Source organism: Algoriphagus ornithinivorans (assembly GCF_900115305.1).
In the GTDB taxonomy this organism is placed as follows: Bacteria; Bacteroidota; Bacteroidia; order Cytophagales; family Cyclobacteriaceae; genus Algoriphagus; species Algoriphagus ornithinivorans.
The window spans coordinates 120,035-145,382 of record NZ_FOVW01000004.1 but is presented as its reverse complement, the minus strand read 5'-3'; the positions used below and the strand labels follow the sequence as shown (position 1 = coordinate 145,382).

The following is a 25,348-nucleotide window of genomic DNA, read 5'->3' as shown; positions in this document are numbered from 1 at the left end:
AATAAGTATATCCTTAATTGCCTGATTTTATAAATTCGTATACACCAAAACGGATAAAATCCTCTTCAATAGTTGGGTCAACTAACTGAAATAGAAGTCTATTCTCTGGCAAGGCAGTCATTAATTTACCGTTGACCGGAAGTTTGATGTCACCTGACACCTGGGTAGTCCCTTCAAATATTATCAACCGGTGATAGTTTGGGTCTTGGAAATGATGGTAGGTTGGGTCCTCAGCAATCTTCTGTTCATAGATGCCGTAGGGGATTTCTTGGATATAATCCAAAACTATTTTATCTCCTTCTAGAGAAAATAGTTTGTGATTTTTAGCCCCCAGAGCGATTCTTCCCTTTGATGTAAAATCATCTCTTGAAATTTTACTCTTTTGAAGTATTGGGAACTCTCCATGGTTTATTTCAATTCTAGAATCCAGCTTTTTACTGATCAAATCATAAATAAGGATCTCAATATCTGTCTTGGTAGTTAAATAAAGCTTTCGACTTTTTGGATCAAGTTTATAAATGATGAAAAAGAGATCTGCTAACAAGGATTTATCAAACCTTGAATACATAATCCGATCCGTTACTGGAGCTAATTTAAAAGATTCTTCTGTTCCTTTGTGGAAAACCTCAATTAACTCGCTCTGAGAATCATTTCCAGGACGAAATGAATTCGTATCAGAGGGATTGGTAATAAATGAAATATTGGAATTTGAACCAGGTAATTTGAAATAAGAAAAAAACTCCATCCGCCCAAAAATTCGAATAGATGTGCTAGAGGGATAGCTGAATTTGTCAAGGAGGTTCAAATTTTGATCATAGCGATAGATAAACGAAAAGGATTGAAGATAGATAGTACCATCCTCTGCAAAGGACATAGCATTGAATGGGGCCGAGGATTTATTTGGTCCATCGCCTTCCAAAATCTTGTTGCTGATAAAGTTCCCCTCTTCATTAATGAGTACAATCCTTTTTCCTTCCGTAGAATTAATGTAAGCAAGATAAAGCCCATCCTTTGGGAAATAATCAACTATTTCCACCGGATAGAAAGATTCAACAGTGAAACTCCTGACTTCTTCCAGCTTATATTGAGCATTGGAAAATGAAGGCCAACTAAATAAAGAAAAAGACAAGAAGTAAATTACAGGCCAATAACAATTTTTTTTAAACATAAGGGGTTTTTCGAAGATTAGCTTTAAACTAAAATATAAAAACAGGTTTAAATTTTTTTCTAAACCTGTTTATTTTATTAAATCATCAACATGTACACACTCCTCCGCCGCTACAATAAATATATACGGCAGAAGAGTGACAATTATCTACCTGCATAGGTCTATGGTTTTGCCAATTATCACATTGTAGATAGCAAGAACCCCCGTACCCCCCTGTAATCTTCTTCATCTGACTTCTTTCCAAAATCTCATTGGTGCTGAGTCTGAGCATTTCTAAGCTTAACTTTTTCATGAAATATTGTAATTATGATTAAAAGACTCGATCGGTACCTCCGATCGATTAGTTCCTAAATTATTAGCTTATTTAGCCAATACCTAGTAAGATATTTCTAATCTTTAGTAACTTTTTACTTGTTTGAATATGGAATTTGGATCACGATTGAAAAAAGCAAGGGAAGCAAAAAAGCTTTCCAAGCAGGAAGTTGCTCATCTCTTGGAAGTGTCTCAGAAAACCCCAATGGGGCCTAATATCTTTCTGTCTAATAATAACTGGATTCTGGGATTACAAATTCCTTAACATAATTGGATCGAATTACAATTTAGATCCAGAGGGGGATCGTTTTTAATTACCAAATCGCTTCTTCGAAGCTCAGTTTGCCGAAAGGAGCCTTATCTCTTCAATCAAAACGCCTCTCTGAGGCTGATTTTTTAGAGCCAACTCAGGAGGGCCAGCGGCCCGATATGACTGTAGTTCAGAGGATCAATGGAGTTAATCAGAGCCCCAGCTGGGCGATTTGATTTAAATATTTTTAGCACAAATAGACTTAAAATCAGTCTCTTATCCCCACTACTACGCCTCAATAAGCTGCTTCCTTCCCGAATCGTCTCCGATATTTCACGGATTTCTTTTAAGGAAATAAGCTTCCCATAATGCTTTGCGATTATCCGCAAGCAAGTAGGACCACAGTCTTTGGAGTCTGGTTGTTTGTAATGGGGGAAGGTTTTCAATGGTTTTGGAGTAAAATTTATAATGAGTCAGCAATTTCAATTACCTGGAATGCAAGCTCATCATTAATATTCTCGAAAATCCAGATTTTACCATCTTTTGCAAAATGCTTAGCGGGAACTTTTGTCAATTGAGGAACACTTATCTCACCAATTAAGTTGAGATCCTTATCCAATGCTGTCAGAAACACCTTCCATTTTAATTCCGTATTAATATTATCTTCTATTGGTATTAGTTTATAAGAAAAGCGGTAGAAAATTTGATTTTTTTCATCCCAAAAAGGAGCTAAGAAATTGATCTCTTGAAGAAATCTATTGTATTCCGCATCAAAACTCTCATCTGACTCATGTTGTAATTGATAATCTTTCAACTTACAGTTTGCCGTAAGTTGGCTACTATACGATCTCAAAAACAGACTATCCATTTCCGTATCATACCACATTAAAGCATTTGTGATTTGATTAGAAAGAATTATTTTTGAACCAAACTTTTCAATTTCAATTTCTGGTGATTTATTCAGCATGCTACCTCCTGGTAATATATTGGTAAAAGTATAGTGAGGTAATTTTTGAAATGTACTTAACTCCATTTTGGTAATTTCATATTCATTCAAATGGAGAATACCTAGAGCAAAACTTTTATCTTTATGCCGTAAAATTATTCCATATAACCGGTTTGTTTTTGTATCTAATTCTCTACTGAACCTCAATTCTTCGCCTCCTTCCATTGGATGTCCACCTAAAGAAAAATTTTCAAAATAAATCTTTAGTAGTCTTTCGCCCTTTAAAGAAAATAATGAACTATAGTTCATCCCGTTTATCATTATTCGATTTTCGGAGTGAATTTTTATTTTTCCCACAGTATGACCTGTTCCATTAGGCCCCTCCTTTTCAAAGCGTAGTTTTTCTTCAAGTTTCAATTGATCCAAATTGATTTTCTCCAGGGTATGATCATCCAAGTTAAAATTGAAGAGGTACTTATCATCCTTACTTTTGTCTGATCCAAATAATTGGTATTTCAAAAAAATTATTTCCCCTGTTGCATCAACGACAAATGTATCTATTAAAAAATTTTTCTTTTTGAAATAACCCAATCCATCATTTTGATTTTTATCAGAGCAGGAGATTATCCATATTATTCCCAAACAAAATAAGTACCTCATAATCATTTTTTAAAAATTGATTGACCTTGCCTTGTGAAGGCATGGTCAATCAATTAACGAACCATCTTTTAATTACATACTCCACTGCTTGCACAATACCTTCTAGTAGCGTTTGTTACTTCAGTTCCTGAGCAGTAATAACCGGTCCATGAACCCGCGCCTCCATCAGTGCAGTGACAAGCCATATAAGTACAGTTCCCATACCCACCAGTAATTTTCTTCATCTGACTTCTTTCCAAAACCTCATTGGTGCTAAGCCGGAGCATTTCTAAACTTAACTTTTTCATGATTTTACAATTTAAATGGTTATTGAATAATTTTGACTAAATGAGCTAATCCTCCGACATTTAGAGTCACCGAAGACTGTGACTATTCATCGCGATTGAATATTTTTTTTCTGCATCAGCAGCTTATTTTAGTTTAAGACATATTTCAAATCCTCCACCGCATAGGTGGAAGGCAATTCATAGCCATTGATGAAAATCGTAGGCGTATGGGTAATCTGCTCTTGCTCTGCCCAGTCCTGCATGGCTTTGAGGTTAGATTCCTGCCTTGCCAGTTCTCCGTTTAGTGGATAGTTTGTTGCAAAGGCTTCATACTCTTTCTTTTCTTGACTATACCACTCATCCAAGGCTTTGCGGGTTTTTTCTAAATCTCCTTGAGAAGCAATACCCAAAAGATGCCGGATAGTCTTTAGTCTTATCTCATCTGCTCCTCCGGGTACAAAAACGATCTGCAAATCAATATTCCCGGCTTCATAAAGCTGCTCCAAAAGCGGATGCGTACGGGCACAGGGACCACAGTAGGGATTGCAGATTTTTAAGATATGGTATTTCGGATTTGCCCCATTTAGTAATATCCCTAATCCCTCGGGGTTGGAAGTGATCTGTCTGGACTTGCTCAAGAAATGATCGAAAAGTTCTTTGTTGGATAGAACCTTGGCCAACTTGCTTTTGGTAGTATATAGTTCTTTTTGAGCCATCAAATATGGCTTTAAGCTGATCCAAGCTAGGACAGAAGCCAAGAAAACGAATGAAAACAGTCCCAATTCTCTGAGTGCAGGCCAGGCAAAGTCAGGTAATAGAAATTGACTGACTGCCAATTCCACTACTAAAATCCCTGAAATCCAGAGGCATAGGCGGCACCATTTTTTTAGCTTGACGCCCTGATAGTACAGCGAAAATGGGATAATCGCCAAACTGGAATAACTGAGCAAACCCAACAACGCTTGAGCGGAATCAGAAAATGAACTGAAAAGGAGCAGCATCGTCCCGGCTAAAAAATAGCCAAAGGCCAAATTCCCCAAACTGATTAATCCTGCAATAGAAAAGGAGTCAATAACTGAATTGCAATCTGTTTTTTCTCCTCCACCGCAAAATTGAGTAATCGCCGCATTTTTCTTATCCACCTCCGACCAGAGCAAAATGGCCGATATACCCAGTCCTGTTAGCTTTATTATGAAAAGTGCTATCGCTTCAAGTGAATATGAAGTGCTATTATCCCATCCAAGGATACAAGCTAGTCCGACTGCACCAAGGAAATAAAGAAGGAATTGATAGATCATCTGCTCCTTCCTTCGCTGGGAATATCCAGGCTCTCCGGAATGCTCTCCTTTTTCTACCACCAGAGTTATCCCAGTCCATAGGGTCACAAATTCTTTTCGGGCTTGCTTGATCAGTTTTCCTTTTTCGTCCAAATATTCCACCCAATCTTCAGTGACTTGAGTCAAGCAAGTGAAATAAGGATACGGATTTTTGTTGACCTGAACCACACAGGGCAGGGGAAGTTGATCCAAATTATCTTCTCCCATTTGGAGAGCAAGGCTTTCTACTTTGTATTCGGCCAAAGTATCGGATATAGCCAGTAAGGAATCCGGCTCAGGATGAGTGAGCAATTTTTCCTTTAAATATCCTCTAGTAAAAGGTAGATTAACTAATTCAAATAAATTTTTGAGGCAAATCAGACTATATTCCATAAGCAAAAACTAAAAAATCTAAATTTCTTTTTGATTTTAATTGTTGAGTACTAATTTGAGACATTCTTAGGTATACTCCTAGTAAGATATTTCTAATTTTCAGTAACTTTTTACTTATTAATCTTTTATGTGTTTAGGAAGTCATTTGAAGAAAATTCGTGAAGAAAAAAAAATGTCACAACAGGAAGTTGCAGACCTAATTGGAATCTCTCAAAAAACTTTATCCAATATGGAAAGTGGTAAAACGATTCCAAATATCTTCCAATTGGTTAAAATTAAAGAAATTTATAATGTTGATTTACTTGAAATTCTCGAAAAAGAAAGAATCTATTTAACTAACCCCCCCCCCCGCCAAATCAGCCTTAATCAAAACATAGAAGAAATAAAGTTTGAGACAACAATCTTAAATGTTACCTTGGATAAGATGAAAGAAGGGAGAAATCAAATTAAACTAGTTTAATACTTATATTTTTTTTGAAAACTACTACTTATGGAGAAGCAATTCGGGTAGAAGTTTAGAAGTCTATGACCAAACAATTAAGTCAAAGAAAGGAGAAAAAAATTAACCCAAAACATCTACTTCCAGTCAATAGCCCCTTTCCTTTAAAAATATTTTAATTACTTCCTCCCCTGCTTCATCGCCTCGGCCACCAGTTCTTGGGCAAAGGAACCTTTAAGTTCGACGACCATCAAGTCGCCTTCATCTCCCCCTACCATCACTACCAAATCGGAAATGGTTTTTCCTCCTTTGGAATACACCACGATTTCACCTTTATCGGCCATCTCCATCAATAATTCATAACGTTCTTTCTCTAATCCTTTTTTGAGCGCTTTGAATTCAACTCCACTCCGATCCGATTGCTCAGGTAGCTTGAAAAAATTTAGCTTCTCAATGGATTTGGCGACAGTAGCCATATCATCTTCGTCAATATCAATTTTGAAACCCTCCGCAAAATTCAGGAAGTTTCCACCCAACTCCATATTAAAGAAGTCTTCATGTCCCTTGTATTTTTCTTTCAAGGCAGCGACACTTTTACTTTGAGCATTTGCAGCCAAGGCGAATCCCGCCAAGGCAATTACTAAAAACAGCTTTTTCATTTTATGTAGGTTTAGTTTAATTATTTATTCTGATTATCCGCAATCATGCCAGTTGCCTTATTTTCTTTAATTGACAGGTTGGATACTTCGACTTCGCTCAGTACAGGCGACCGATGACCTCTGCCTACCGGCAGACAGGGAAGACCCAGCCACGGCTGGCCGGCGAAGGTTCCGGATTTTGATCCTTTCAGCAGACAATAAGCCATATTTTTGTCAAAACTGGTAAGAAAGCGGATATCCATATTATTTATTAAAGTCATTAAGAAAATTGCGGTTAATCCTCATTACTTTTTTCCTTTCGGTCCTTTTCCGTACTGGTCCATGCCGGGGAGATTGGTTTTATCAGCCAACATATTCAGATCTTCATAAGTGAAGCTTCCCAGCAAGGAAATCATAGAAAATTCCTTCCCCTCTCCTGAAATCATCAAGAGCTCCCGGATCAAACCTCCTTCTTCCCGTATCATAAATTTCAGACTGGAACCCTTTTCCTGTACATCCATCAGCTCTTCATACTTATTCCTGGTCAATGTGCCCATCGCTTCCTTGTAGTAAGATTTTCCATCTACTTCATCCGAAGAAAGAATTCTGATACCCTTGATTTTTTGAAGCAGTATACCTAGCTCCTTGGAGTCTTTTTCAGCTGCATTGCTTTTCAAAAAACCTCCGGCCATCTGCATCATTTTAGGAGATATATAAACTCGGCTGAACCGATCATCATCCATATATTTTGCGAAAAACCGCTGAATCGCATCTTCCTGAGCCTGCACCTTAAATACAAAGCACATGAGAAGAAAAGGAATGAGTAGTAGCTTTTTCATAATTTATTATTCTTCTGTTTTAAATAAATCTTCCGGTGCGGACAAATACTTTAAATCATTCATTTTTGACATTTTCTCCTGACCCTTGGATAAATTCTGCTGAATTAAAGTGAGTGCTGCCACCACTTCCCGATAAGCCTGCTCCTCCTGCTGTCTTTCGTAAGCTCTCCAGCCTACATAAGATCCCAGCAGAATTGTGACAGATGCCGCCCAATTCAACCAGGCCAGGTTTATCACCTTAACCCTTTTTGGAATTTTCACTCGGACAGGTTCCTCTTGCTTCATTTCATCCAGAAGCCCAAACAACTGCTTTTCAGACTCAAAACCTTCCACTCTACTCAATAGGAGTTTGAGTTCTGCTTCTTCTTCCACACTGCTCGAAGCTTCCCAGTATTTATCCAGAAGCTCTTTTATTCGCTCGTTCATTTGATTGATGCCTGTTTGGTTAATTGTTCCCGAATACTCTTCCTGGCTCGATGTAAGTTCACTTTGACTTGTTCTATGGAAATTTCTAGATATTCGGCGATTTCATCATAGCTCAAACCTTCCACTTCTCTCAGCTGGAAAACTTCCTGCTGCTTGGTCGTCAGATTTTTCATCAGGGAGAAAATCTTTGGGACTCGTTGGTCTATTTCCTCCTCTTCACTTTCTTGGAAAATCAATTCCGCCTCATCCTCTAAAGCATCCAGCTTAGCTGATTTTCTGAAATGCATCAAAGCCTCATTTTTCAAGCTCTTCACCAGCCAGCCTTTGAGATTAGGATGATTTGCCAATTCGTTTTGCCTTAGAAAAGAACGCTCGAAAACATTTTGAAGAAGGTCCTCTGCCAAGGATTTATCCTTTACCCAAAGGAAAACCAAGCGGTATAATGCGCTTTTCATAGGCCAGATATGTCCTTCAAAAAATGAATTCATTCAGGTAGATGATGCAGATGGATTCCGAATGTTACACTTTTTTGAAAAAAATTTGGAAACAATCCGAAAAAACAGGAAACCCGAATCATTATTAACAGTTTCCTTTTCAGTTCGTTATGCTATGGTAAAGCGCCGAAAAGATTTTAGATTTATTTTAAATTATTTCAAAAAATAGTATGCATGCAGACTATTTCTTACTTTGCATAAATGAAATTGTCAAAAAAAGAGAGCGGAATAAGATCCAAAAGGGCAAAAAAAATCCCGACCACATGGGCCGGGATGGTGGTGATGAGTGGACTCGAACCACCGACTCACGGATTTTCAGTCCGATGCTCTACCAACTGAGCTACATCACCGTTTTGTAAAGTGATGCAAAGGTAGGTATTTGACTTTTCGATACAAATCATTTGAAAAAAAAATTATTCAAGTAAACCCAAACAAAACGCTAATCTCATCAATATGAGCTTTTTACCTCAAATCGCTTTTTTGGTCATTTTAGGAGTAGCAGGCTTCATTTTAGCCAAAAGGATCAAATTTCTGAAAAGAAACATCCTTTTGGGGAAGGCCGAAACCCGAAATGATCAAACCGACACTCGCTGGAAGACCATGCTTTTGGTAGCTTTTGGACAACAGAAAATGTTCAAACGTCTGATTCCCGCTTTCCTCCACCTATTAATTTATGTGGGATTCATTGTCATCAATTTGGAAGTGCTGGAATTTGTTCTGGACGGAATCCTTGGAACTCACCGACTCTTTGCACCGGCATTAGGCTCTGTCTATACAGTTGCCATGAATATCTTTGAATTCCTCGCCGTTGCAGTCTTGATCTCTTGCGTCGCTTTTCTCTGGAGAAGAAATGTCAGCAAAGTACCCCGCTTCAACAAGCCCGAAATGAAAGGTTGGCCGAGCTTGGACGCCAATTTGATTTTGGTTATTGAGATTGTCCTGATGTGTGCCATTCTCACCATGAATGCTACCGATCAAATTCTAGCCAATCGTGGAGATGAGCATTATACCATTTTGGGCACCCTGTTTTTCAGCAGTTTGATCCAGCCAATTTTTGAAGGCATGTCCACTGGAAGCTTGGTTGTGATTGAGCGCTTCGCATGGTGGTTCCACATTGCTGGAATTCTTGCATTCGCCATTTATGTCACCTATTCCAAGCACCTCCACATTTTCCTTGCATTCCCAAATACTTGGTATTCCAATTTGAAGCCAAAAGGAGAGATGCCCAATATGCCAGAGGTGACCAATGAAGTCAATATGATGTTGGGAATCCCTTCGGAAACACCAGCTGATCCTCCTGCCGAAATTGGGAGATTTGGAGCCAAAGATGTCAATGACTTGACTTGGGTGAATGTATTGAATGCCTATTCCTGTACGGAGTGCGGTAGGTGTACAGCAGAGTGTCCTGCCAACCTAACTGGCAAAAAACTATCCCCGAGAAAAATCATGATGGATGTGCGTGATCGTGCAGAAGAAGTAGGTAAAAGCATAGACGCGGGCGGACCAGGTCTCGAGGATGGAAAATCCTTGTTGGGGGATTATATCACCAAAGAAGAGCTCAATGCCTGTACCTCCTGCAACGCCTGTGTGGAAGCCTGTCCTGTCAATATAGACCCGCTATCCATTATTCTCCAGATGAGAAGGTATGTGGCCATGGAAGAATCAGGCACACCTGCCCAATGGAACGCGATGTTTCAAAATATGGAAACCAGCTTTTCACCTTGGAAATTCAGCCCACAGGATAGATTCAACTGGGCTGATTCAGTCAAAGAAGAACAAGTCAAGTAATTCAGGTCTTGCTTCTATACTCTAAAATCTAAAAGTCTTAAAAATGTCTACATATCAAGTACCAACCATGGCCGAAATGGTCGGCAAAGGAGAAAGTCCAGAAATACTTTTTTGGGTAGGCTGCGCTGGATCATTTGATGATCGCTACAAGGCAGTGACTCAGGCTTTCGTCAAAATATTAAATAAAGTAGGTGTTTCTTTCGCGGTATTAGGCCCGGAAGAAGCCTGTACCGGAGATCCTGCGCGTAGAGCTGGAAATGAGTTTTTATTTCAAATGCAGGCCGTAGCCAATATTCAGGTAATGAATGGCTATGAGGTGAAAAAGGTGGTTACAGCATGCCCGCATTGCTTTAATACCATCAAAAACGAATATCCGGCTTTGGGCGGAAACTATGAGGTAATCCACCATTCTCAATTCCTGCAGCAACTGATCAATGAGGGAAAAGTAGTCCTTCAGGGAGGGGGAGAATTCAAAGGCAAAAAAATCACCTTTCACGACTCCTGCTATTTGGGAAGAGCCAATAACGTATATGAAGCTCCAAGAGAAGTCATCAAGGCGCTGGACGTGGAATTGGTGGAGATGAAGCGATGCCGTACCAAAGGTCTATGCTGTGGTGCGGGTGGAGCTCAGATGTTCAAGGAACCAGAACCGGGCAAAAAAGATATCAATATCGAACGCACTGAAGAAGCGTTGGCCACCGGTGCCAATGCCATCGCAGTAGGATGTCCGTTTTGCCTAACTATGATGACCGATGGGGTCAAAAACAAAGAGAAGGAAAATGAAGTCAAAGTTTATGATTTGGCTGAGATGATCGCCAAGGATATGGGAATTTGATTGATTGATTGAATCAATTTGACCCTTTTTGCCGTTAGGTAGAAAGGGTTTTTCTTTACCTAAAATTTCGAAACATGTACGTGCCATTTGATACCCTACCGGAGAATAGCAGAGTATGGCTTTATCAGTCAGAAAGAAAATTTTCTTCGGAAGAAATAAAGTTGATTCAATCCCGTCTAAGCCATTTTTGCGAAACTTGGAATGCGCACGGGAATCCTCTCCCCACTTCTTATGAAATTCTGGATGATCAAATTCTGGTCTTGGCAGTGGATGAATCCGCTGCTGGTGCTTCAGGATGTTCCATCGACAGTTCGGTGAGAACTTTAAGAGAGCTGGAACAGCAATTACGGGTGGATTTGACAAATAGCGGAAAAGTCAGCTTCAAGTCAGAAGATGGAGCCATAGAGGTTGCTCATGCGTTAAGTATAAAAAATAAAGTATTGGAGGGGGCAATTACCAAGGATACACCGGTGATCAACCCAGTTCTCCAATCAAAGAAAGACCTGGAAAATATCTGGATTTCTGCAGGGAAAAGTTGGTTAAACAAATATTTTCCAAATTAATTAGTAATATTCAGCATAGAGCAGCAAAGCAAGACCCATGAAACAACGATTTTTTGGCACCTTCCTTCTAGTTTTGACCCTTTTGGGGGCCTGTAAAAGCCTTCAAGAGAAAGGAACAGAGCAATATCTTTCTGGCCAATATCAATATGCAATCGGAACTTTTTCTCAGATTTTGGAAGAGGATCCGGATAATTTAGAGGCCAATGAGATAGTTGCCGAAAGCTATCGTCTTTCTAACCGAATTGAAAATTCTGCTCCTTATTACCAAAAACTAGTAGAAGAAGATCCTTCATTTAATCGCTATTTTTTCTTGGGGCAAAGTCTCAAAGCACAACAGAAAACAGAGGAAGCCAAAGAGGCTTTTGAAAATGCCAAAGCCTACACACAAGATGAGGCTCTTTTGGCTAGGGTTCAGCGAGAATTGGAAGCCATCAAATTAGCAGAAGGGATTGCAAATTATTGGCCTTATCATGAATTGGTCAATTACAGAGAACTGAATACTCCGGGACCGGATTATGCACCTATAGTCAGTGAAAACTTTTTATACTTTACCAGTGCGCGCCAAGCTTCGGGTATTTATCCGGCCACAGGTATGCCTTACACCAAGTTATTCCGAACCAGAGCCGAAGATTTGAGAGTGGATGTTAGCGGTATACGAACACTCCCCGAATTTCAAAATGAAGAGGGATTGAATCAAGCTGCCATCGCGATTAGCCCGGATGGAAATACCATTATTTATGCTAGGGGAAACTCCACTTCTCCGAAAGACTTGCCTGAAACTGCCTTATTTGCTTCTTATTTTAGAGGAGGAGGTTTTACACAGCCTATTTGGATGCCTGTCAATGAAGATGAGTTTTGGTGGAACTCAACTCCAGCTTTCAGTCCGGATGGCAATACGCTTTATTTTGCATCTACTCGTCCCGGAGGTTTTGGTGGCATTGATTTATACAAGGCAACCAAATTAGCCAATGGAGACTTTGGCAATGCCGTCAATCTAGGACCGAATATCAATACCCCTGGAAATGAGCTTTTCCCAAGAATGGCTCCTGATGGCAAGTTTTTCTTTGCTTCAGATGGCCATCCCGGCTATGGAAAATTGGATCTTTTTGTAGCTGAAAATGACGAAAACGGAAAGCAAGTCATCAAGAATTTGGGAGAAAACATCAACAGTCCAGCGGATGATTTCGGAATCTTTTTTACGAATTACCCAAAAGAGGGCTTTCTTTCCTCTAACCGTGAAGGTGGAATCGGAGATGATGATATATATTATTTTGTCGACAAAACGCCTAAGCCAAAAATTGTCAACGTCCTATTGAATGTAACTACTCAGGAAAGAGTAGCCGGACAGGCTAATCAGGTCTTGCCTCAAGCAAGGGTGGTTTTATATGATGGCAACAACAAACAACTAGGTGGTGATTTCTCCAATACCAATGGAAGAGTTCGATTCACTTTAACCCCAGAAGCAGATTATACCATCATCGCTTCGAAAAATGGGTACTTCTCAAAATCCATCCCATACACGACCAAAGGAAAAACGCCGGATCCTTCCACCTTGGTGCAGGATGTCACCAACGTAACCCTGGATACCACTTTGGTCTTGGATCAACTGATTTTGGATAAATCCATCATCTTGGAAAATATCTACTATGATCTGGATAAAGCAGATATCCGAGCAGATGCCGCAAAAGAACTCGATAAGTTAGTGCAGATTCTGAAGGATAATCCTAGCATCAGGATAGAATTAAGTTCCCATACCGATGATAGAGCTTCGGACTCTTACAACTTGAATCTTTCACAAAGAAGAGCCCAGTCAGCGGTGGATTACATCGTTTCTCAGGGTATTTCAAGAGATAGGTTGGTTGCAAAAGGATACGGAGAAACTCAGCTCATCATCCCGAATGCTCAAACCGAAGAAGAACATCAGGTCAATAGACGTACCGAGTTCAAGGTAATCGAGATCAAGGAATAGCGGTTTTTTCGAGAAAGGAAAAGGCGTTTGTTATATTAAAAAACACTTTTACTTCGAACGAAAAGTAAATACCCATTTCAAAAAGGGTAAATGAGATTCTATTATTTCCCTGACCAATTAATAATCTTTAGATCTAAGACTGTAAATTTCACCTAATGCCAATTCCCCCTTTACAAAGGGGGCAAGGGGGATTTCATAACACATTCAGTCTATCTGAGGATTTACATTAAAATCTGTAAGCTTTTTAATGGCAAGTCAATTAAAAATGAATAAAACTCAAAGAAGAATCCTCCTAGCCCCCTTTTTTATAAATCTACTTCCCAAAACTGTACACAGTTCCAAAGGGGGAATTGTATAGTGCATCACCAAAGACCAATTTTCAAAATTTTACCTCAGCCTTCTTTCCTACCTATAACCAAATCCCCCTTTACAAAGGGGGAAAGGGGGATTTGTAAACACATTCAGTCTATCTGAGGATTTACATTTAAATCTGTAAGCTTTTTGAGGGCAAGTCAATTAAAAAATGAATTAAACTCACAGAAAAATCCCCCTAGCCCCCTTTTTTATAAATCTACTTCCCAAAGCTGTACACAGTTCCAAAGGGGGAATTGTATGGTGCATCACCAAAGACCAATTTTCAAAATTTTACCTCAGCCTTCTTTCCTACCTATAAGCAAATCCCCCTTTACAAAGGGGGAAAGGGGGATTTAATAGCTTAAAAACGTCTCAAAAACTCGTTCGTTCCCATCCATTTTTATCCTCCCAATCGTCTATATAGGCGTTTATTTCCTCCAATACTGATGGCATAGATCTCTTAATTTCTATGTCCAAAAATCTTAAAAAATTAAGTCCGAAACTTTCAAGCACCTCTTGCCGCTGTTTATCAGAAATCACAGAGCCCTCATCAAAATGAGATTCTCCATCAATTTCAATTACGAGATTCAACTTTTTACAGTAAAAATCGACAATGAATTTTGATAAAGGTTTTTGCCTATTGAAACTATAACCTCGAAACCGAGAAGCTCGAAGTTGCTTCCACAAAAGAACCTCAGATAAAGTTGAGTGTGACCTCAATTCTCGTGAGAATTCCTTAAGTGATTTAGAATAGGGAATAAATCGCATAAAAAGATCTAAAATCTATTTAAACTAAATTAATAATATAATTTAATAATAAATCCCCCTAGCCCCCTTTATTTCTACTCTAGCCTCAAAAATAGTGCATGGTTCCAAAGGGGGAATTGCAACGTCTTCAGAAAATACTACCTCAGCCTTCTTTACTACCTAAAAACAAATCCCCCTTTCCAAAGGGGGCAAGGGGGTTTTCTAAAACAGTCGATCTATGTAAGGACTTAAACTCTAAGATGTAATTTTTTTATGGGTAAGTCAATTTCAAAATAACCAAAGCTCTGGGAAAAATCCCCCTAACCCCCTTTTTTATCACTTTTCTTTCCAAAATAGTTCAAAGTTCCAAAGGGGGAATTGCAACGTATATCACCAAAGGCAGGAATATTCAAGAATACCTCCTCCTGATCTCTACTTTCTGCTTTTGTCGGGTCCAAAGGGCATGAGCTAAATCTGAAGCCAGGTAATCAGGATCGGATTCGTTAAGGATTTTTTTAAGATTTTCCTCTCCTAAATCTATTCTGTAACAAACCTGTAAAAGTCGCTCAAAGTCCCTGTTCAGCATTTCCTGAACTGCCTTGCTGATGATTTTTAAATATTCCTCCTCGCTCATGGAGGCTGCCTGATCAGAAAGATTCAACTCCTTCTGAATCAATTCAAAGCTTTCAGAATTGATAGTTTGATCCATATACACATCAAAAAAGCCCCGCAATTGCGAGGCTGACTATTAGGATTCTTCTTCTTTTTTATCCTCTGTGTTTTCCAATACCTCCGGAGCATTTGTTCGGATAATTTTATACCATGAAATCAATTTCTTGATATCGGAAGTATAAACTCTAGACTCATCTACATCAGGTAGAATATGCTTCATAAATGCTCTCAATTCAGCATCATCAGGATTGGCATCCAAACCCAAATCTCCCTGAAATTCAGCTTCGATTTTTTTCATCACGGACTCCAAAGGCTCTGCTCCCTCTTCCGTAAGGGTATAAATTGAAATATCGCTAAGAATTGAGACTCTTTGAGCCATTCCCGCTACCATTTTTCCTTTTTTCTCATCCATGCTTTCCAAGATCACTCCTGATCTTGAAGGCTTCAACACTTTGTAAAGTCCCGGTTTACCGGATACGGTGGCTATATCTTTAAAATTCATAGGTTATATTTTTCAGCTTGCAAATATAGAACTTGGGTCTAAATGACCTCACGGCTTTCGTATTCTTTCACGAGATCTAAGATAAATTCCTCCAAATCATCCTTTCCCTGTCCAGTTTCCGAACTGGTAATCAGGTAATCCGGAATTTCTTCGAAAATCTCATTCATTTTTTTGAGGAATTTCTGAATATTTTGATGGGTCTTACTTTTTGACTGCTTGTCAGCTTTCGTAAAAACGATTGCTGCAGGAACCCCATTGGTTCCACACCATAGTAAAAAGTCCAAATCGATTTTTTGAGGTTCTAACCTACTATCGATCAAAACAAAAACTCCACAGAGATTTTCTCTTTTAGTGAGGTAGGTTGTGATCATATTTTCCCAACCTTCTTTCACCTTCACATTCACTTTGGCAAATCCATAACCCGGCAAATCCACTAAATACCAGCGATCATCGATTTTAAAATGATTGATCAATTGGGTTTTTCCAGGCTTCTGAGAAGTCTTGGCCAACTCCTTCTTTCCTGTTAGCATATTGATCAGGGAGCTTTTCCCCACATTGGATCTTCCGATAAAAGCTACTTCAGCCCGATCAGGCTTTGGGCAGTTGGAAGGATTATTATTGGAAACTACAAATTCTGCTTTTTGGATCATGACTCTTGTGTTCGCTGCAAAAATAAGGCTTTATTATTTAGCAAATGAATTCCATTCAAACTCAACAATTTTCAATTCCTCGGGTTTCTTGAGTAATATTGTGTCCCATTAGAATGATTTTGTGATGTCTGTCGTCCCTTACAAAGATAAAGAAGACCCGAAAAAAGCCCAGGTGGCTGAAATGTTCAATAATATCAGTCCAAAATATGACCTGCTCAATCATGTGCTTAGTCTTGGAATTGATATTATCTGGAGAAAGAAAGCAATCAAGATGCTCAAAAAAGATCAGCCAAAACTGATCTTGGACATTGCTACCGGTACCGGAGATTTTGCGATTGAAGCTTTGGCCTTGAATCCGGATAAAATCATCGGGGTAGATATTTCTGAGGGCATGCTTTCCGAAGGCCGAAAGAAAATGAAGAAACGTGGCTTCGAAGATAAGATCGAAATGCAGCTCGGCGATTCTGAAGGATTGCTCTTTGAGGATAATAAGTTTGATGCTGTCATCGTTTCATTTGGAGTTAGAAACTTCGAAAACCTGGAAAAGGGTTTGGCAGATATGTATAGGGTATTGAAGCCTGGAGGGAAAACAGTGATTTTGGAATTTAGCAAGCCGAGAGCATTTCCAATGAAGCAGGCATATTCCTTTTATTCTAATACTGTGCTTCCTCAAATAGGAAAGATTGTATCCAAGGACAATTCTGCTTATACTTATCTTCCTGAATCAGTACAGGCATTTCCGGATGGACAGGATTTTCTAGCGGTATTGAAAAAAGTTGGATTTCACAGCACTGTATGCAAACCACTTACTTTTGGAATAAGCTCGATTTACGTAGGGGAAAAGTAATTTTCCTGCTTTTTCTTGCTTTTCTATTTTCTTCTGAAAAACTGTCTGCCCAAGGACTGTTTGGAATGACCAGTACTTCCGGTTCGGATGATAAGCTGGTTTCCTATGGATTCTTTCTGGCAGGTCACAACAGCACCTACCGTTTAGAGTATAGTAATGCGTTTTTAAATGCTGCAAACCCAGCCGCAGGAGATGTGAGGGCCATCTTCCCAAGATATAATCCCGGCTTTTCGTTGGGTTTCATCGGAATGCTACGATTTCATGATCAGGTTCAATTGCTATTTACCCCCAAAGTAGGTTTTTACGAGTTTAAGACAGAAGTTCATTTCTTTCCAGACAACTTCCCAGGGAATAACACACCTTCTCCTGATGAACCTGTCAATTCCACTTTTGACATTCAGACTTATACTTCTGAGGCTACGATGGTGGAATTGCCTCTTTTGATGAAATACAAATCGGTTAGATTCAATAATACCAGAATGTATTTTCTGGGAGGTGGCAGCTATCAATTCAGAACCAAGTCTCAGGAAGAAGCAAACTTGGAGGATCTGGTTACGACTGGACAGGACTTCACTATTGAAATGGGAATGGGATTCGAGATTTATTTCAAATTTTTCAAATTTGCTCCTGAAATCCGATTTTCTCATGGCTTGAATAATTTGTATCAGGCCGAAAATACCAATCCGGACATACGAGACGCACTCACCTCCGTCCGAAGAAAAACAATCACTTTGTATCTGAATTTCCAGTAAATTCTTCCCATTATCAGGTTTGAATTTTTGTTTTTTTCCAATTCCCCTAACTTGGGAATATGGAAAGAAAAATCGCATTGATCACAGGGGCTACTTCTGGAATTGGAAAGGCCTGTGCTCTTATTTTGGCAAAAAACGGCTATCATATCATCGCTACAGGCAGAAGAGCAGAAAGATTGGATGAACTCAAAAAGGAAGTCCCTTCAGGAATAGAAGTTTTGCCTTTGGTTTTTGATGTAAGAGATAAAGAAGCTGTATTTGGATTGATTGAGAATCTACCGGAAAACTGGAAAAATATAGAAATCCTGGTTAACAACGCTGGAAATGCGCATGGCTTAGATCCTATCCAATCAGGAAGTCTGGATGACTGGGATGCGATGATGGATATCAATGTGAAAGGACTCCTTTATGTTTCCAAAGCGGTAATTCCGGGCATGTGTGAAAGAAATTCCGGAACTATCATCAATATCGGATCCATCGCCGGAAAAGAAGTCTATCCCAATGGAAATGTGTACTGCGGCTCAAAACATGCTGTAGATGCTATCACCAAAGGCATGAGAATGGATTTAAATCCCTTTGGCATCAAAGTAATAGGAATTCACCCAGGCTTGGTGGAAACGGAGTTTTCTGTGGTGAGATTCAAAGGCGATGAAAATCGAGCAGAGAAAGTTTATCAGGGATTTGAACCCTTAGTCGCTCAGGATATTGCCGAAATCGTAGAGTTCTGTATAAACAGACCTTCTCATGTAGTTTTAGCGGATATTGTAGTATTGCCCACAGCTCAGGCATCCTCCACCCTAGTCAACAAAAAACTTTGAAAAAACTCATCTACATAGGACTGACAAGCATGGTGTCATGCTCGGCGCCCAAAAGCGATCAGGAAGTCTTTTCTGAAAGTCAAAGGCAAGAAGCTGAGGCAATCACGGCCCCTACCATGTATGCCGTTTCGGAACTGGAACAAAGGCTCATTGATCAAGGATTAGTGGACTTGCAGGAATCTATCCCCGGGATCAGAGTAGAATTGAAGTATTCCACTACTGATAATTTTTTTGGGCAGGATGTCTATGGAGAATTGGATAGAGCTTACTTACAACCTGAGGTAGCGGATCAATTAAAAAAGGCCCAAGAGCTTCTCCAAGCAGAAAATCCAGATTATACACTCTTAGTATATGATGGAGTTAGACCACTCTCGGTTCAACAAATTTTATGGGACAATTTAGATAAGCCGGATAGTATAAAACCGCTTTATGTGGCAGATCCCAAAGTTGGCAGTCTGCATAATTTTGGTGTAGCTGTGGATTTGACCATTTATGATACCAAAGCTGATTCGGCACTGGATATGGGCACCGGTTATGATTTCTTCGGCTATCCTGCTTATCCTGATCGGGAAAAACAAATGCTGGCAGAAAGAAAAATCACTCCGCAGCAAGTAGCCAATCGGGAGGTATTGCGAAAGGTGATGTTTGCTGCAGGATTTAAGGGAATTGGTTCTGAATGGTGGCACTTCAATGCCTATACCCGAAAAGAAGCAGGGGAAAAATTTGAAATCGTTCAGTAAATCCAGCACTTCACTCCTGCTGAATTCCTGATTAGCTTCCCCATTTTCTGAATGGGAATATTACCTTTGCAAAAGTTCAAAATCCTGCTCCGTGTACAAATCTCTACTAAAGCCGCTACTCTTCCTAAAGAAACCGGAAGCTGCACACCATCTCACATTTGACCTCACCAAGCTGACTTTTAATCTTCCAGTAGTTCAATCCGCTTTGAAAGCTAATTTCAGATTGGATAATCCTTTATTGGAAAGGGAGGTTTTTGGTTTGAAATTCAAAAATCCCGTGGGATTGGCAGCCGGATTTGATAAAGATGCCAAGCTGATTGATGAGATGGCCATGTTGGGTTTTGGTTTTATTGAGATTGGAACATTGACCCCAAAGCCTCAGGAAGGAAACCCTCAACCCCGATTGTTTCGGCTTCCTCAGGATGAAGCACTTATCAACAGAATGGGCTTTAATAACGGCGGGGTGCTGGAAGCTGTGGAGCGATTGAAAAAAAGAAAATCCGATGTCATAGTCGGTGGGAATATTGGCAAAAACAAGATAACTCCTAATGAAAACGCAGTGGATGATTACTTGTATTGCCTCGAAGCATTGCATCCCTATGTGGATTATTTTGTGGTCAATGTCAGTTCACCCAACACTCCAAACCTTCGGGATTTACAGGAAAAAGAGCCTTTAAAAGCTTTGCTTTCGGCAGTCAAATCTGCGAATGATAAAAAAGAAAAGCCAAAGCCCATCCTTCTCAAAATTGCCCCGGATTTGACAGATGGACAATTGGACGACATCATAGAAATTGTGCTGGAAACAGAAATAGACGGAGTCATCGCCACCAATACCACTATTGATCGCAGTGCTTTGAAGACGGACAAGAATCAGGTAGAAGCAATTGGCGCAGGAGGGGTAAGCGGAAAAGTTCTGAAAAACAGAAGTACCGAAGTAATCCGATACCTCAATCAGAAATCCATCGGCGCTTTTCCTATCATTGGAGTTGGAGGAATTTATTCCGCAGAAGATGCTATTGAAAAATTACAGGCCGGAGCTAGCTTAGTCCAAGTCTACTCAGGCATGATTTATGAGGGACCTAGCCTGATCAAACGTATCAAAAAAGGATTATTGGCTTATTTTTCGAGGTAATTTGCCAAACTTCCTTAGGAAGCCTTATCTTAAAATCGGATTTGAATCTAATACATGGCCACCAATTCACCCAGGACCAATACTTTTCGAAAAAAAGGAGAAAACGCAAAAAAAGCAGCCTCTACTAAAAGTAAAGGACCCAAAATCTCTTTGGGAGGCTTCAAAAACTCCAAGTTTGTTTTAACCTTAGGCATCATCTTGATGTCTGCAGGTATATTTTTGTTTATAGCTTTCATCAGTTACCTGCTGAATGGGCCTGCAGACCAAAGTGTGGTCATGAACAATGATTCTGAGGCCATCAGGGAATCTGCCAGAGAATCTCAAAACTGGTTGGGATTTTTAGGTGCTCAGGCAGGCCATTGGATGATTTATAGATGGTTTGGCGTCGCAGCCTTTCTTTTTCCGCCCTTTCTATTCATTTTGGGTTTTAGATGGACTTTTAAGCTTTCCATTATCTCATTGACCCGCTATACCAGCTTTGCTTTATTCTTTACTTTCTGGTTGGGCTTATTGACCGGATATATCGTAATTTTAGTGCAGGGATACTCTTATTGGAGTTTCTTGTCTGGAGGTTTTGGTTACGAATTGGCCAAGCTTTCCTCTGATTTCTTGGGATGGGGCACTTTTATTCTAATTGGCGGGGCACTGCTGATTTTCGTGATTTTCTTTTTTGACATTGATAAACTGGATTGGTTTAGCCTCAAAAATACCGGAGATGATATTCCCTATGAGGAAGATGAATCTGAAGGCTCTGATGATTTGGCTATCAAGCCGAGTTCGAAAAATGAAGATCCATTTGCTCTGGATGATGAGGAAGAAATCGAAGATGATGGGTCAAGCTGGACTGTCAAAGGAAATGAAGGACCTATTGAGCTTTCCACCGAAAAAACTGAAGAAGAGGATGACCTTTTCAATGTACCTCAGGTAAACCTGCTGGACGAAATCAAGGAAAAGAAATCAGAAGTAGTGGCGGAGGAGAAGCAGTTCTCTGTTACTAAGCCTGTTCATGAAGAAAAGACTGCGGAAGAAGTAGAAAACCTAGACCCCTACGATCCGACCCTGGATCTGCCGAGATACAAATACCCAACCTTGGATTTGTTGAATGAATATGATCTTCAAAAAGTAACCGTTACCCGGCAGGAACTGGAAGAGAATAAAAACAAAATCGTAGAGACCTTAGAGAACTTCAAAATAGGGATTCAGGAAATCAAGGCTACGATAGGTCCTACTGTAACGCTGTATGAAATTGTACCGGAACCGGGGGTTAAAATTTCAAAGATCAAAAACCTAGAAGATGATATTGCCCTTAGTTTAGCTGCCCTAGGTATTCGTATTATCGCCCCAATCCCAGGAAAAGGAACGATTGGTATAGAAGTTCCAAACAAAAACCGGGAATTAGTGCCAGCAAGAGCTGTATTGGGCACCGAAAAATTCATGCGATCAGACAAAGATCTTCCTATTGCTTTGGGAAAAACCATCTCCAATGAGGTATTCGTCGTGGATTTGGCCAAAATGCCTCACTTATTGATGGCAGGTGCTACGGGACAAGGTAAGTCTGTGGGTCTGAATATGATTTTGGCTTCCTTGATTTACAAGAAGCACCCATCTCAGCTGAAGTTTGTATTGGTAGATCCCAAAAAAGTGGAATTAACCCTTTTTAATAAAATAGAAAGGCACTTTTTAGCCAAGCTTCCAGGATCGGAAGAGGCGATCATCACGGACACCAAAAAAGTAATTTATACACTGAATTCACTCTGTATTGAAATGGATAATCGCTACAATCTTTTGAAAGATGCCGGAGCGAGAAATCTCAAAGAATACAATGCGAAATTCATAGCAAGGAAGCTGAATCCTGAGAAAGGACATAGATTCATGCCTTATATCGTATTGGTTATTGATGAATTGGCCGACTTGATGATGACTGCCGGTAAAGAAATCGAAGGACCAATTGCTCGGTTGGCACAATTAGCCAGAGCGATCGGAATACATTTGGTGGTGGCCACTCAGAGACCTTCTGTTAATGTGATCACAGGTATAATCAAAGCCAACTTCCCAGCTAGACTTTCTTTCCGGGTGACTTCCAAAATTGACTCCCGTACCATTTTGGATGCTGGTGGAGCTGACCAGCTAATCGGCATGGGGGATATGCTGCTTTCGCAAGGGTCTGAAATGATTCGATTGCAATGCGCTTTCTTGGATACTCCTGAAGTAGATGCGATTTGCGACTGGATTGGAGAGCAAAAAGGCTATTCAGATGCCTATCTCTTGCCTGAATTTGAGGGAGAGGAAAGTGAAAGTGGAGTAGGCGAGGTAGATTTATCAGACAGAGACCCACTTTTTGACGATGCTGCTCGATTGATCGTCATGCATCAACAGGGAAGTACCTCCCTGATTCAGAGAAAACTAAAATTGGGATACAACCGTGCAGGTAGAATTGTAGATCAGTTGGAGGCAGCTGGAGTGGTTGGGCCTTTTGAAGGATCCAAAGCCCGAGAAGTACTCATCCAAGATGAAGCTAGTTTGGAACAGTTATTGAATAGCTTGTAAGTACCGGTTTAGTTTCCATCGGTATTATACACATGAACAAATTAGCCCTAGTTTTAACCCTGGTTCTGAGCCTGGCCTTAGAACTCCCTACCTTTGCCCAAAAAGACCCCAAAGCCAAAACCGTATTGGATGCCATGAGCCAAAAGTTCAAAAGCATGAACGGTTTTACGGCTCAATTCGATTTTACTTATCAGGATAATACAGGCTCAAGTGATAGGCAAAGCGGTGAAGTAGCCGTGAAAGGCGAACAATATCGTCTAAAGCTTCCAGAGCAGGAAATCTACAATGATGGCAAGACTGTCTGGACTTTTATTCAAGCTGACGGATACAGAGAAGTGACTATCAATGATGTCTCCCAGACTGAAGGAGAATTGACCCCTTCCAATATCTATAGAATGTATCAGTCAGGCTTTGACTATAAGCTCTTGGCTGACAAGCAATATCAAGGCAAAACAGTATCTGTTGTTGAGCTTAAAGCCACCACCAACAATACACCTTTTGAGCGGGTCAAACTGATGATTGACAAAAACACCAAAGATTTGCTTGGATGGGAAATGTTTGATGGGCAAGGAGGAATGTTTTCCTATACTTTCAAAAACCTCAAGCAAAACACCAATCTACCTTCCAGCTATTTTGCTTTTGATCCAAAAAAATATCCGGGAATAGAAATTATTGATTTAAGGTAATCCTCTCCGGAATCAACTTTAGCCAGGAGTAGATCAATTCCAGCCCATATTCAGTGAGCAAAGCTTCCGGATGATACTGAACTCCTACTATTGGCAAAAAGGAATGCTGAATCCCCATGATTTCTCCTGAGTTCGTTTCAAGGATAGGGATTATTTCTTGAGGCAATTGTTGAAGCTGTAGCGAATGATATCTGGTGACCTGAAAAGATTCCGGAAGGTTTTCCAACAATTCAGGCTGCCCAACTTTATTCACTGTGTAAACTTTTCCATGAGTGGGTTTCCTGTTTTTTACCAAAGAAGCTCCAAAAAACTCTCCTACAGCCTGGTGGCCAAGGCATACACCCAAAATAGGTGTTCGCTGATGATACTCTTCCAGAATAGCCATTAAGTTTCCCGCCTGTTTAGGAATTCCAGGCCCTGGAGATAATATGAGTCCTTCAAATTGAATGCTTTTTAATTCAGCAAGGGATACATCATTTCTGACTACCTTAAGCTCCTCCCCTGTTTGCCGAATCAAGTCAGCCAGCATATGACTGAATGAATCGAAATTATCTATCAGCAGTAACATCCTTCACCTTCTCAACCAACTTATCAAAACTGCTTTTAGTGGACTCTACCTCTGGAAAAAATGGAGAAACAGAATCTATTACTCCAGGAGCCCAGGGTTCAATGTATCCGATCATTTCGGAGTTTCTCTCCCATTTTTTGGGGAAATCAAAGTCAAATTCTTTGGTAAACCACAAAAAGAGACTTAGAAAAAATCCCGCTTTCACTACCCCAAAGAGCACTCCGGCAAAGGAATCAAAAGTCCCTAAAATGGTCAAATCCATGACTTTTTTCAAAACCCATCCGACAATCCGGATAAGTAGCAAACTAATCACAAAGATGATCAGAAAGCCTATGACAGGATAGGAGATATTCACTGATTCCACATTTTCTCCCAGCCAAGCGGCTAATGGATCCATGAAATAGAACCCTAAAATCACTGCAATCACAAAACCAAAAAGGCCAAGGATCCCAAGCAGGAATCCTTGTTTGTATCCTTCGTAGGCGCCTAGCAACAGCACGCCTACAATGACTATATCTATGATTGAGTTGCTCTCCAATTTAGCTATTTAACAATGCTTTTACTTTATCAGCAATAGCCTTGCCATCTGCCTTTCCTGCTAGCTGTTTGCTAGCCACTCCCATCACTTTTCCCATATCTTTCGGGCTGGATGCACCAGTTTGTGAGATAATTTCTTTCACTGCCTGAGTCAGTTCCTCATCAGTCAATTCCTTAGGCAAAAACTCTTGAATCACCTTCAACTCGGCCATTTCCACCTCATGCAGATCAAATCTACCTTGTTGTTCGTAGATATCTGCAGAGTCTTTTCTCTGTTTGGCAGCTTTGGTCAAAAGCTTCAATTCATCATCCGAAGAAATTTCTCCTTTAGCTCCGCCTTTGGTTTCTTCCAATAAAATCATCGACTTGATTGCTCGCAAGGCTGTCAATCTTCCCTTATCTTTAGCAATCATCGCTGATTTTATTTCACTTTCTATCTTCTGCTTTAAACTCATTCGTCCTAAGTTTGTGTTATACTACTATTATCCGGACAA

31 protein-coding genes and 1 tRNA gene are annotated in these 25,348 nt (G+C 40.0%); 13 read left to right on the top strand and 19 right to left on the bottom strand.

The window, feature by feature from the left end; all coding sequences use genetic code 11:
* Positions 1–13 precede the first annotated feature (13 nt).
* Together BM073_RS07000 and BM073_RS06995 are read right to left on the bottom strand one after the other, a co-directional pair.
* Complete coding sequence (locus BM073_RS07000) at positions 14–1,168, bottom strand: hypothetical protein (protein WP_091652444.1); 1,155 nt, start codon at positions 1,166–1,168, stop codon at positions 14–16.
* Positions 1,169–1,253: 85 nt separating this feature from the next.
* Positions 1,254–1,460, bottom strand: coding sequence for a hypothetical protein (locus BM073_RS06995; protein WP_091652441.1), 207 nt, complete (start codon positions 1,458–1,460; stop codon positions 1,254–1,256).
* A 129-nt stretch (positions 1,461–1,589) separates the two neighbouring features.
* On the opposite strand from BM073_RS06995, the gene BM073_RS17940 reads away from it, so the two are divergent.
* Positions 1,590–1,745 carry a helix-turn-helix domain-containing protein gene (locus BM073_RS17940; RefSeq protein WP_139217459.1) on the top strand — a complete coding sequence of 52 codons (156 nt, stop codon included), beginning with the start codon at positions 1,590–1,592 and terminating at the stop codon, positions 1,743–1,745.
* A 131-nt stretch (positions 1,746–1,876) separates the two neighbouring features.
* Here BM073_RS17940 and BM073_RS18225 read toward each other — a convergent pair whose 3' ends face one another.
* The 4 genes from BM073_RS18225 to BM073_RS06975 form a co-directional block, all read right to left on the bottom strand.
* Complete coding sequence (locus BM073_RS18225) at positions 1,877–2,119, bottom strand: cysteine peptidase family C39 domain-containing protein (RefSeq protein ID WP_245756388.1); 243 nt, start codon at positions 2,117–2,119, stop codon at positions 1,877–1,879.
* A 74-nt stretch (positions 2,120–2,193) separates the two neighbouring features.
* Positions 2,194–3,267 carry a DUF4221 family protein gene (locus tag BM073_RS06985; RefSeq protein ID WP_245756382.1) on the bottom strand — a complete coding sequence of 358 codons (1,074 nt, stop codon included), beginning with the start codon at positions 3,265–3,267 and terminating at the stop codon, positions 2,194–2,196.
* A gap of 137 nt (positions 3,268–3,404) precedes the next feature.
* Positions 3,405–3,623 carry a hypothetical protein gene (locus BM073_RS06980; RefSeq protein ID WP_091652436.1) on the bottom strand — a complete coding sequence of 73 codons (219 nt, stop codon included), beginning with the start codon at positions 3,621–3,623 and terminating at the stop codon, positions 3,405–3,407.
* Between the two features lie 128 nt (positions 3,624–3,751).
* Positions 3,752–5,311 carry a cysteine peptidase family C39 domain-containing protein gene (locus BM073_RS06975; protein WP_091652433.1) on the bottom strand — a complete coding sequence of 520 codons (1,560 nt, stop codon included), beginning with the start codon at positions 5,309–5,311 and terminating at the stop codon, positions 3,752–3,754.
* Between the two features lie 127 nt (positions 5,312–5,438).
* On the opposite strand from BM073_RS06975, the gene BM073_RS06970 reads away from it, so the two are divergent.
* On the top strand, positions 5,439–5,771 hold the full coding sequence (locus tag BM073_RS06970) for a type II toxin-antitoxin system RelB family anti-toxin (RefSeq protein ID WP_091652430.1): 333 nt from the start codon (positions 5,439–5,441) through the stop codon (positions 5,769–5,771).
* A 158-nt stretch (positions 5,772–5,929) separates the two neighbouring features.
* Here BM073_RS06970 and BM073_RS06965 read toward each other — a convergent pair whose 3' ends face one another.
* The 6 genes from BM073_RS06965 to BM073_RS06940 form a co-directional block, all read right to left on the bottom strand.
* Positions 5,930–6,409, bottom strand: coding sequence for a DUF4252 domain-containing protein (locus BM073_RS06965; protein ID WP_091652428.1), 480 nt, complete (start codon positions 6,407–6,409; stop codon positions 5,930–5,932).
* Between the two features lie 20 nt (positions 6,410–6,429).
* The gene (locus tag BM073_RS06960) at positions 6,430–6,651 is read right to left on the bottom strand and encodes a hypothetical protein (protein WP_139217458.1); all 222 of its coding nucleotides are present in this window, start codon (positions 6,649–6,651) and stop codon (positions 6,430–6,432) included.
* 42 nt (positions 6,652–6,693) lie between these two features.
* The gene (locus BM073_RS06955) at positions 6,694–7,227 is read right to left on the bottom strand and encodes a DUF4252 domain-containing protein (RefSeq protein WP_091652422.1); all 534 of its coding nucleotides are present in this window, start codon (positions 7,225–7,227) and stop codon (positions 6,694–6,696) included.
* A gap of 6 nt (positions 7,228–7,233) precedes the next feature.
* Positions 7,234–7,653 (bottom strand): PG0215 family putative anti-sigma factor, encoded by a 420-nt coding sequence (locus BM073_RS06950; protein WP_091652420.1) that lies wholly within the window; start codon positions 7,651–7,653, stop codon positions 7,234–7,236.
* Positions 7,650–8,108 (bottom strand): GFO_1088 family ECF-type sigma factor, encoded by a 459-nt coding sequence (locus tag BM073_RS06945; RefSeq protein ID WP_245756381.1) that lies wholly within the window; start codon positions 8,106–8,108, stop codon positions 7,650–7,652. Before BM073_RS06945 ends, BM073_RS06950 begins: the two co-directional genes overlap by 4 nt.
* Before the next feature lie 313 nt (positions 8,109–8,421).
* A tRNA-Phe gene (locus BM073_RS06940) sits at positions 8,422–8,497 on the bottom strand.
* 103 nt (positions 8,498–8,600) lie between these two features.
* On the opposite strand from BM073_RS06940, the gene BM073_RS06935 reads away from it, so the two are divergent.
* From BM073_RS06935 to BM073_RS06920, 4 genes are all read left to right on the top strand, one after another.
* Positions 8,601–9,935, top strand: coding sequence for a 4Fe-4S dicluster domain-containing protein (locus BM073_RS06935; protein ID WP_091652414.1), 1,335 nt, complete (start codon positions 8,601–8,603; stop codon positions 9,933–9,935).
* A 43-nt stretch (positions 9,936–9,978) separates the two neighbouring features.
* Positions 9,979–10,770, top strand: a complete 792-nt coding sequence (locus BM073_RS06930) for a (Fe-S)-binding protein (protein ID WP_091652411.1) — start codon at positions 9,979–9,981, stop codon at positions 10,768–10,770.
* Positions 10,771–10,844: 74 nt separating this feature from the next.
* Positions 10,845–11,333 carry a hypothetical protein gene (locus tag BM073_RS06925; RefSeq protein WP_091652407.1) on the top strand — a complete coding sequence of 163 codons (489 nt, stop codon included), beginning with the start codon at positions 10,845–10,847 and terminating at the stop codon, positions 11,331–11,333.
* Between the two features lie 37 nt (positions 11,334–11,370).
* Positions 11,371–13,302 (top strand): CHU_0125 family OmpA-like outer membrane integrity protein, encoded by a 1,932-nt coding sequence (locus tag BM073_RS06920; protein WP_091652405.1) that lies wholly within the window; start codon positions 11,371–11,373, stop codon positions 13,300–13,302.
* Between the two features lie 726 nt (positions 13,303–14,028).
* Here BM073_RS06920 and BM073_RS06915 read toward each other — a convergent pair.
* From BM073_RS06915 to yihA, 4 genes are all read right to left on the bottom strand, one after another.
* Positions 14,029–14,424, bottom strand: a complete 396-nt coding sequence (locus BM073_RS06915; RefSeq protein ID WP_091652402.1) for an endonuclease domain-containing protein — start codon at positions 14,422–14,424, stop codon at positions 14,029–14,031.
* Positions 14,425–14,812: 388 nt separating this feature from the next.
* Positions 14,813–15,112, bottom strand: coding sequence for a hypothetical protein (locus BM073_RS06910; RefSeq protein ID WP_091652399.1), 300 nt, complete (start codon positions 15,110–15,112; stop codon positions 14,813–14,815).
* A gap of 39 nt (positions 15,113–15,151) precedes the next feature.
* Positions 15,152–15,577 (bottom strand): DUF5606 family protein, encoded by a 426-nt coding sequence (locus BM073_RS06905; protein WP_091652397.1) that lies wholly within the window; start codon positions 15,575–15,577, stop codon positions 15,152–15,154.
* A gap of 38 nt (positions 15,578–15,615) precedes the next feature.
* A complete protein-coding gene (yihA, locus tag BM073_RS06900) occupies positions 15,616–16,227 on the bottom strand; it encodes a ribosome biogenesis GTP-binding protein YihA/YsxC (protein ID WP_091652395.1) in 612 nt (203 codons plus the stop codon).
* A gap of 124 nt (positions 16,228–16,351) precedes the next feature.
* Between yihA and ubiE the strand changes: the two genes are divergently transcribed.
* The 7 genes from ubiE to BM073_RS06865 all read left to right on the top strand — a co-directional run bounded on the left by ubiE (position 16,352) and on the right by BM073_RS06865 (position 23,749).
* Complete coding sequence (ubiE, locus tag BM073_RS06895) at positions 16,352–17,074, top strand: bifunctional demethylmenaquinone methyltransferase/2-methoxy-6-polyprenyl-1,4-benzoquinol methylase UbiE (RefSeq protein ID WP_091652392.1); 723 nt, start codon at positions 16,352–16,354, stop codon at positions 17,072–17,074.
* On the top strand, positions 17,023–17,826 hold the full coding sequence (gene porT / locus BM073_RS06890) for a type IX secretion/gliding motility protein PorT/SprT (protein WP_091652389.1): 804 nt from the start codon (positions 17,023–17,025) through the stop codon (positions 17,824–17,826). The genes ubiE and porT overlap by 52 nt, the downstream gene beginning before the upstream one ends.
* Before the next feature lie 59 nt (positions 17,827–17,885).
* On the top strand, positions 17,886–18,644 hold the full coding sequence (locus BM073_RS06885; RefSeq protein ID WP_091652387.1) for an SDR family NAD(P)-dependent oxidoreductase: 759 nt from the start codon (positions 17,886–17,888) through the stop codon (positions 18,642–18,644).
* A gap of 116 nt (positions 18,645–18,760) precedes the next feature.
* Complete coding sequence (locus BM073_RS06880) at positions 18,761–19,384, top strand: M15 family metallopeptidase (RefSeq protein WP_245756387.1); 624 nt, start codon at positions 18,761–18,763, stop codon at positions 19,382–19,384.
* 91 nt (positions 19,385–19,475) lie between these two features.
* Positions 19,476–20,516: a quinone-dependent dihydroorotate dehydrogenase gene (locus BM073_RS06875; RefSeq protein WP_091652381.1), complete on the top strand. Its 1,041-nt coding sequence runs from the start codon at positions 19,476–19,478 to the stop codon at positions 20,514–20,516.
* A 54-nt stretch (positions 20,517–20,570) separates the two neighbouring features.
* On the top strand, positions 20,571–23,063 hold the full coding sequence (locus tag BM073_RS06870; RefSeq protein ID WP_091652380.1) for an FtsK/SpoIIIE family DNA translocase: 2,493 nt from the start codon (positions 20,571–20,573) through the stop codon (positions 23,061–23,063).
* 32 nt (positions 23,064–23,095) lie between these two features.
* Positions 23,096–23,749: an outer membrane lipoprotein periplasmic chaperone LolA1 gene (locus BM073_RS06865; RefSeq protein ID WP_091652377.1), complete on the top strand. Its 654-nt coding sequence runs from the start codon at positions 23,096–23,098 to the stop codon at positions 23,747–23,749.
* Here the strand turns inward: BM073_RS06865 and BM073_RS06860 are convergent.
* From BM073_RS06860 to BM073_RS06850, 3 genes are read right to left on the bottom strand one after another with little or no spacing between them, the layout of a single operon-like run.
* Positions 23,733–24,317: an anthranilate synthase component II gene (locus BM073_RS06860; RefSeq protein WP_091652375.1), complete on the bottom strand. Its 585-nt coding sequence runs from the start codon at positions 24,315–24,317 to the stop codon at positions 23,733–23,735. The genes BM073_RS06865 and BM073_RS06860 overlap by 17 nt on opposite strands.
* Positions 24,298–24,855: a CvpA family protein gene (locus BM073_RS06855; protein ID WP_175557861.1), complete on the bottom strand. Its 558-nt coding sequence runs from the start codon at positions 24,853–24,855 to the stop codon at positions 24,298–24,300. Before BM073_RS06855 ends, BM073_RS06860 begins: the two co-directional genes overlap by 20 nt.
* Before the next feature lies 1 nt (position 24,856).
* Positions 24,857–25,309 (bottom strand): GatB/YqeY domain-containing protein, encoded by a 453-nt coding sequence (locus BM073_RS06850; protein WP_091652369.1) that lies wholly within the window; start codon positions 25,307–25,309, stop codon positions 24,857–24,859.
* Between the last annotated feature and the right edge of the window lie 39 nt (positions 25,310–25,348).

Coding starts and splice junctions, on each gene's coding strand:
- BM073_RS06920 (WP_091652405.1), top strand. CDS start 11,371: ATGAAACAACGATTTTTTGGCACCTTCCTTCTAGTTTTGACCCTTTTG.
- BM073_RS06945 (WP_245756381.1), bottom strand. CDS start 8,108: ATGAAAAGCGCATTATACCGCTTGGTTTTCCTTTGGGTAAAGGATAAA.
- BM073_RS07000 (WP_091652444.1), bottom strand. CDS start 1,168: ATGTTTAAAAAAAATTGTTATTGGCCTGTAATTTACTTCTTGTCTTTT.
- BM073_RS06885 (WP_091652387.1), top strand. CDS start 17,886: ATGGAAAGAAAAATCGCATTGATCACAGGGGCTACTTCTGGAATTGGA.
- BM073_RS17940 (WP_139217459.1), top strand. CDS start 1,590: ATGGAATTTGGATCACGATTGAAAAAAGCAAGGGAAGCAAAAAAGCTT.
- BM073_RS06980 (WP_091652436.1), bottom strand. CDS start 3,623: ATGAAAAAGTTAAGTTTAGAAATGCTCCGGCTTAGCACCAATGAGGTT.
- BM073_RS06910 (WP_091652399.1), bottom strand. CDS start 15,112: ATGGATCAAACTATCAATTCTGAAAGCTTTGAATTGATTCAGAAGGAG.
- BM073_RS06850 (WP_091652369.1), bottom strand. CDS start 25,309: ATGAGTTTAAAGCAGAAGATAGAAAGTGAAATAAAATCAGCGATGATT.
- porT (WP_091652389.1), top strand. CDS start 17,023: ATGCAAACCACTTACTTTTGGAATAAGCTCGATTTACGTAGGGGAAAA.
- BM073_RS06905 (WP_091652397.1), bottom strand. CDS start 15,577: ATGAATTTTAAAGATATAGCCACCGTATCCGGTAAACCGGGACTTTAC.
- BM073_RS06930 (WP_091652411.1), top strand. CDS start 9,979: ATGTCTACATATCAAGTACCAACCATGGCCGAAATGGTCGGCAAAGGA.
- BM073_RS06860 (WP_091652375.1), bottom strand. CDS start 24,317: ATGTTACTGCTGATAGATAATTTCGATTCATTCAGTCATATGCTGGCT.
- BM073_RS06975 (WP_091652433.1), bottom strand. CDS start 5,311: ATGGAATATAGTCTGATTTGCCTCAAAAATTTATTTGAATTAGTTAAT.
- BM073_RS06970 (WP_091652430.1), top strand. CDS start 5,439: ATGTGTTTAGGAAGTCATTTGAAGAAAATTCGTGAAGAAAAAAAAATG.
- BM073_RS06995 (WP_091652441.1), bottom strand. CDS start 1,460: ATGAAAAAGTTAAGCTTAGAAATGCTCAGACTCAGCACCAATGAGATT.
- BM073_RS06865 (WP_091652377.1), top strand. CDS start 23,096: ATGAACAAATTAGCCCTAGTTTTAACCCTGGTTCTGAGCCTGGCCTTA.
- ubiE (WP_091652392.1), top strand. CDS start 16,352: ATGTCTGTCGTCCCTTACAAAGATAAAGAAGACCCGAAAAAAGCCCAG.
- BM073_RS06950 (WP_091652420.1), bottom strand. CDS start 7,653: ATGAACGAGCGAATAAAAGAGCTTCTGGATAAATACTGGGAAGCTTCG.
- yihA (WP_091652395.1), bottom strand. CDS start 16,227: ATGATCCAAAAAGCAGAATTTGTAGTTTCCAATAATAATCCTTCCAAC.
- BM073_RS06925 (WP_091652407.1), top strand. CDS start 10,845: ATGTACGTGCCATTTGATACCCTACCGGAGAATAGCAGAGTATGGCTT.
- BM073_RS06955 (WP_091652422.1), bottom strand. CDS start 7,227: ATGAAAAAGCTACTACTCATTCCTTTTCTTCTCATGTGCTTTGTATTT.
- BM073_RS06965 (WP_091652428.1), bottom strand. CDS start 6,409: ATGAAAAAGCTGTTTTTAGTAATTGCCTTGGCGGGATTCGCCTTGGCT.
- BM073_RS06870 (WP_091652380.1), top strand. CDS start 20,571: ATGGCCACCAATTCACCCAGGACCAATACTTTTCGAAAAAAAGGAGAA.
- BM073_RS06915 (WP_091652402.1), bottom strand. CDS start 14,424: ATGCGATTTATTCCCTATTCTAAATCACTTAAGGAATTCTCACGAGAA.
- BM073_RS06880 (WP_245756387.1), top strand. CDS start 18,761: ATGTATGCCGTTTCGGAACTGGAACAAAGGCTCATTGATCAAGGATTA.
- BM073_RS06935 (WP_091652414.1), top strand. CDS start 8,601: ATGAGCTTTTTACCTCAAATCGCTTTTTTGGTCATTTTAGGAGTAGCA.
- BM073_RS06960 (WP_139217458.1), bottom strand. CDS start 6,651: ATGGATATCCGCTTTCTTACCAGTTTTGACAAAAATATGGCTTATTGT.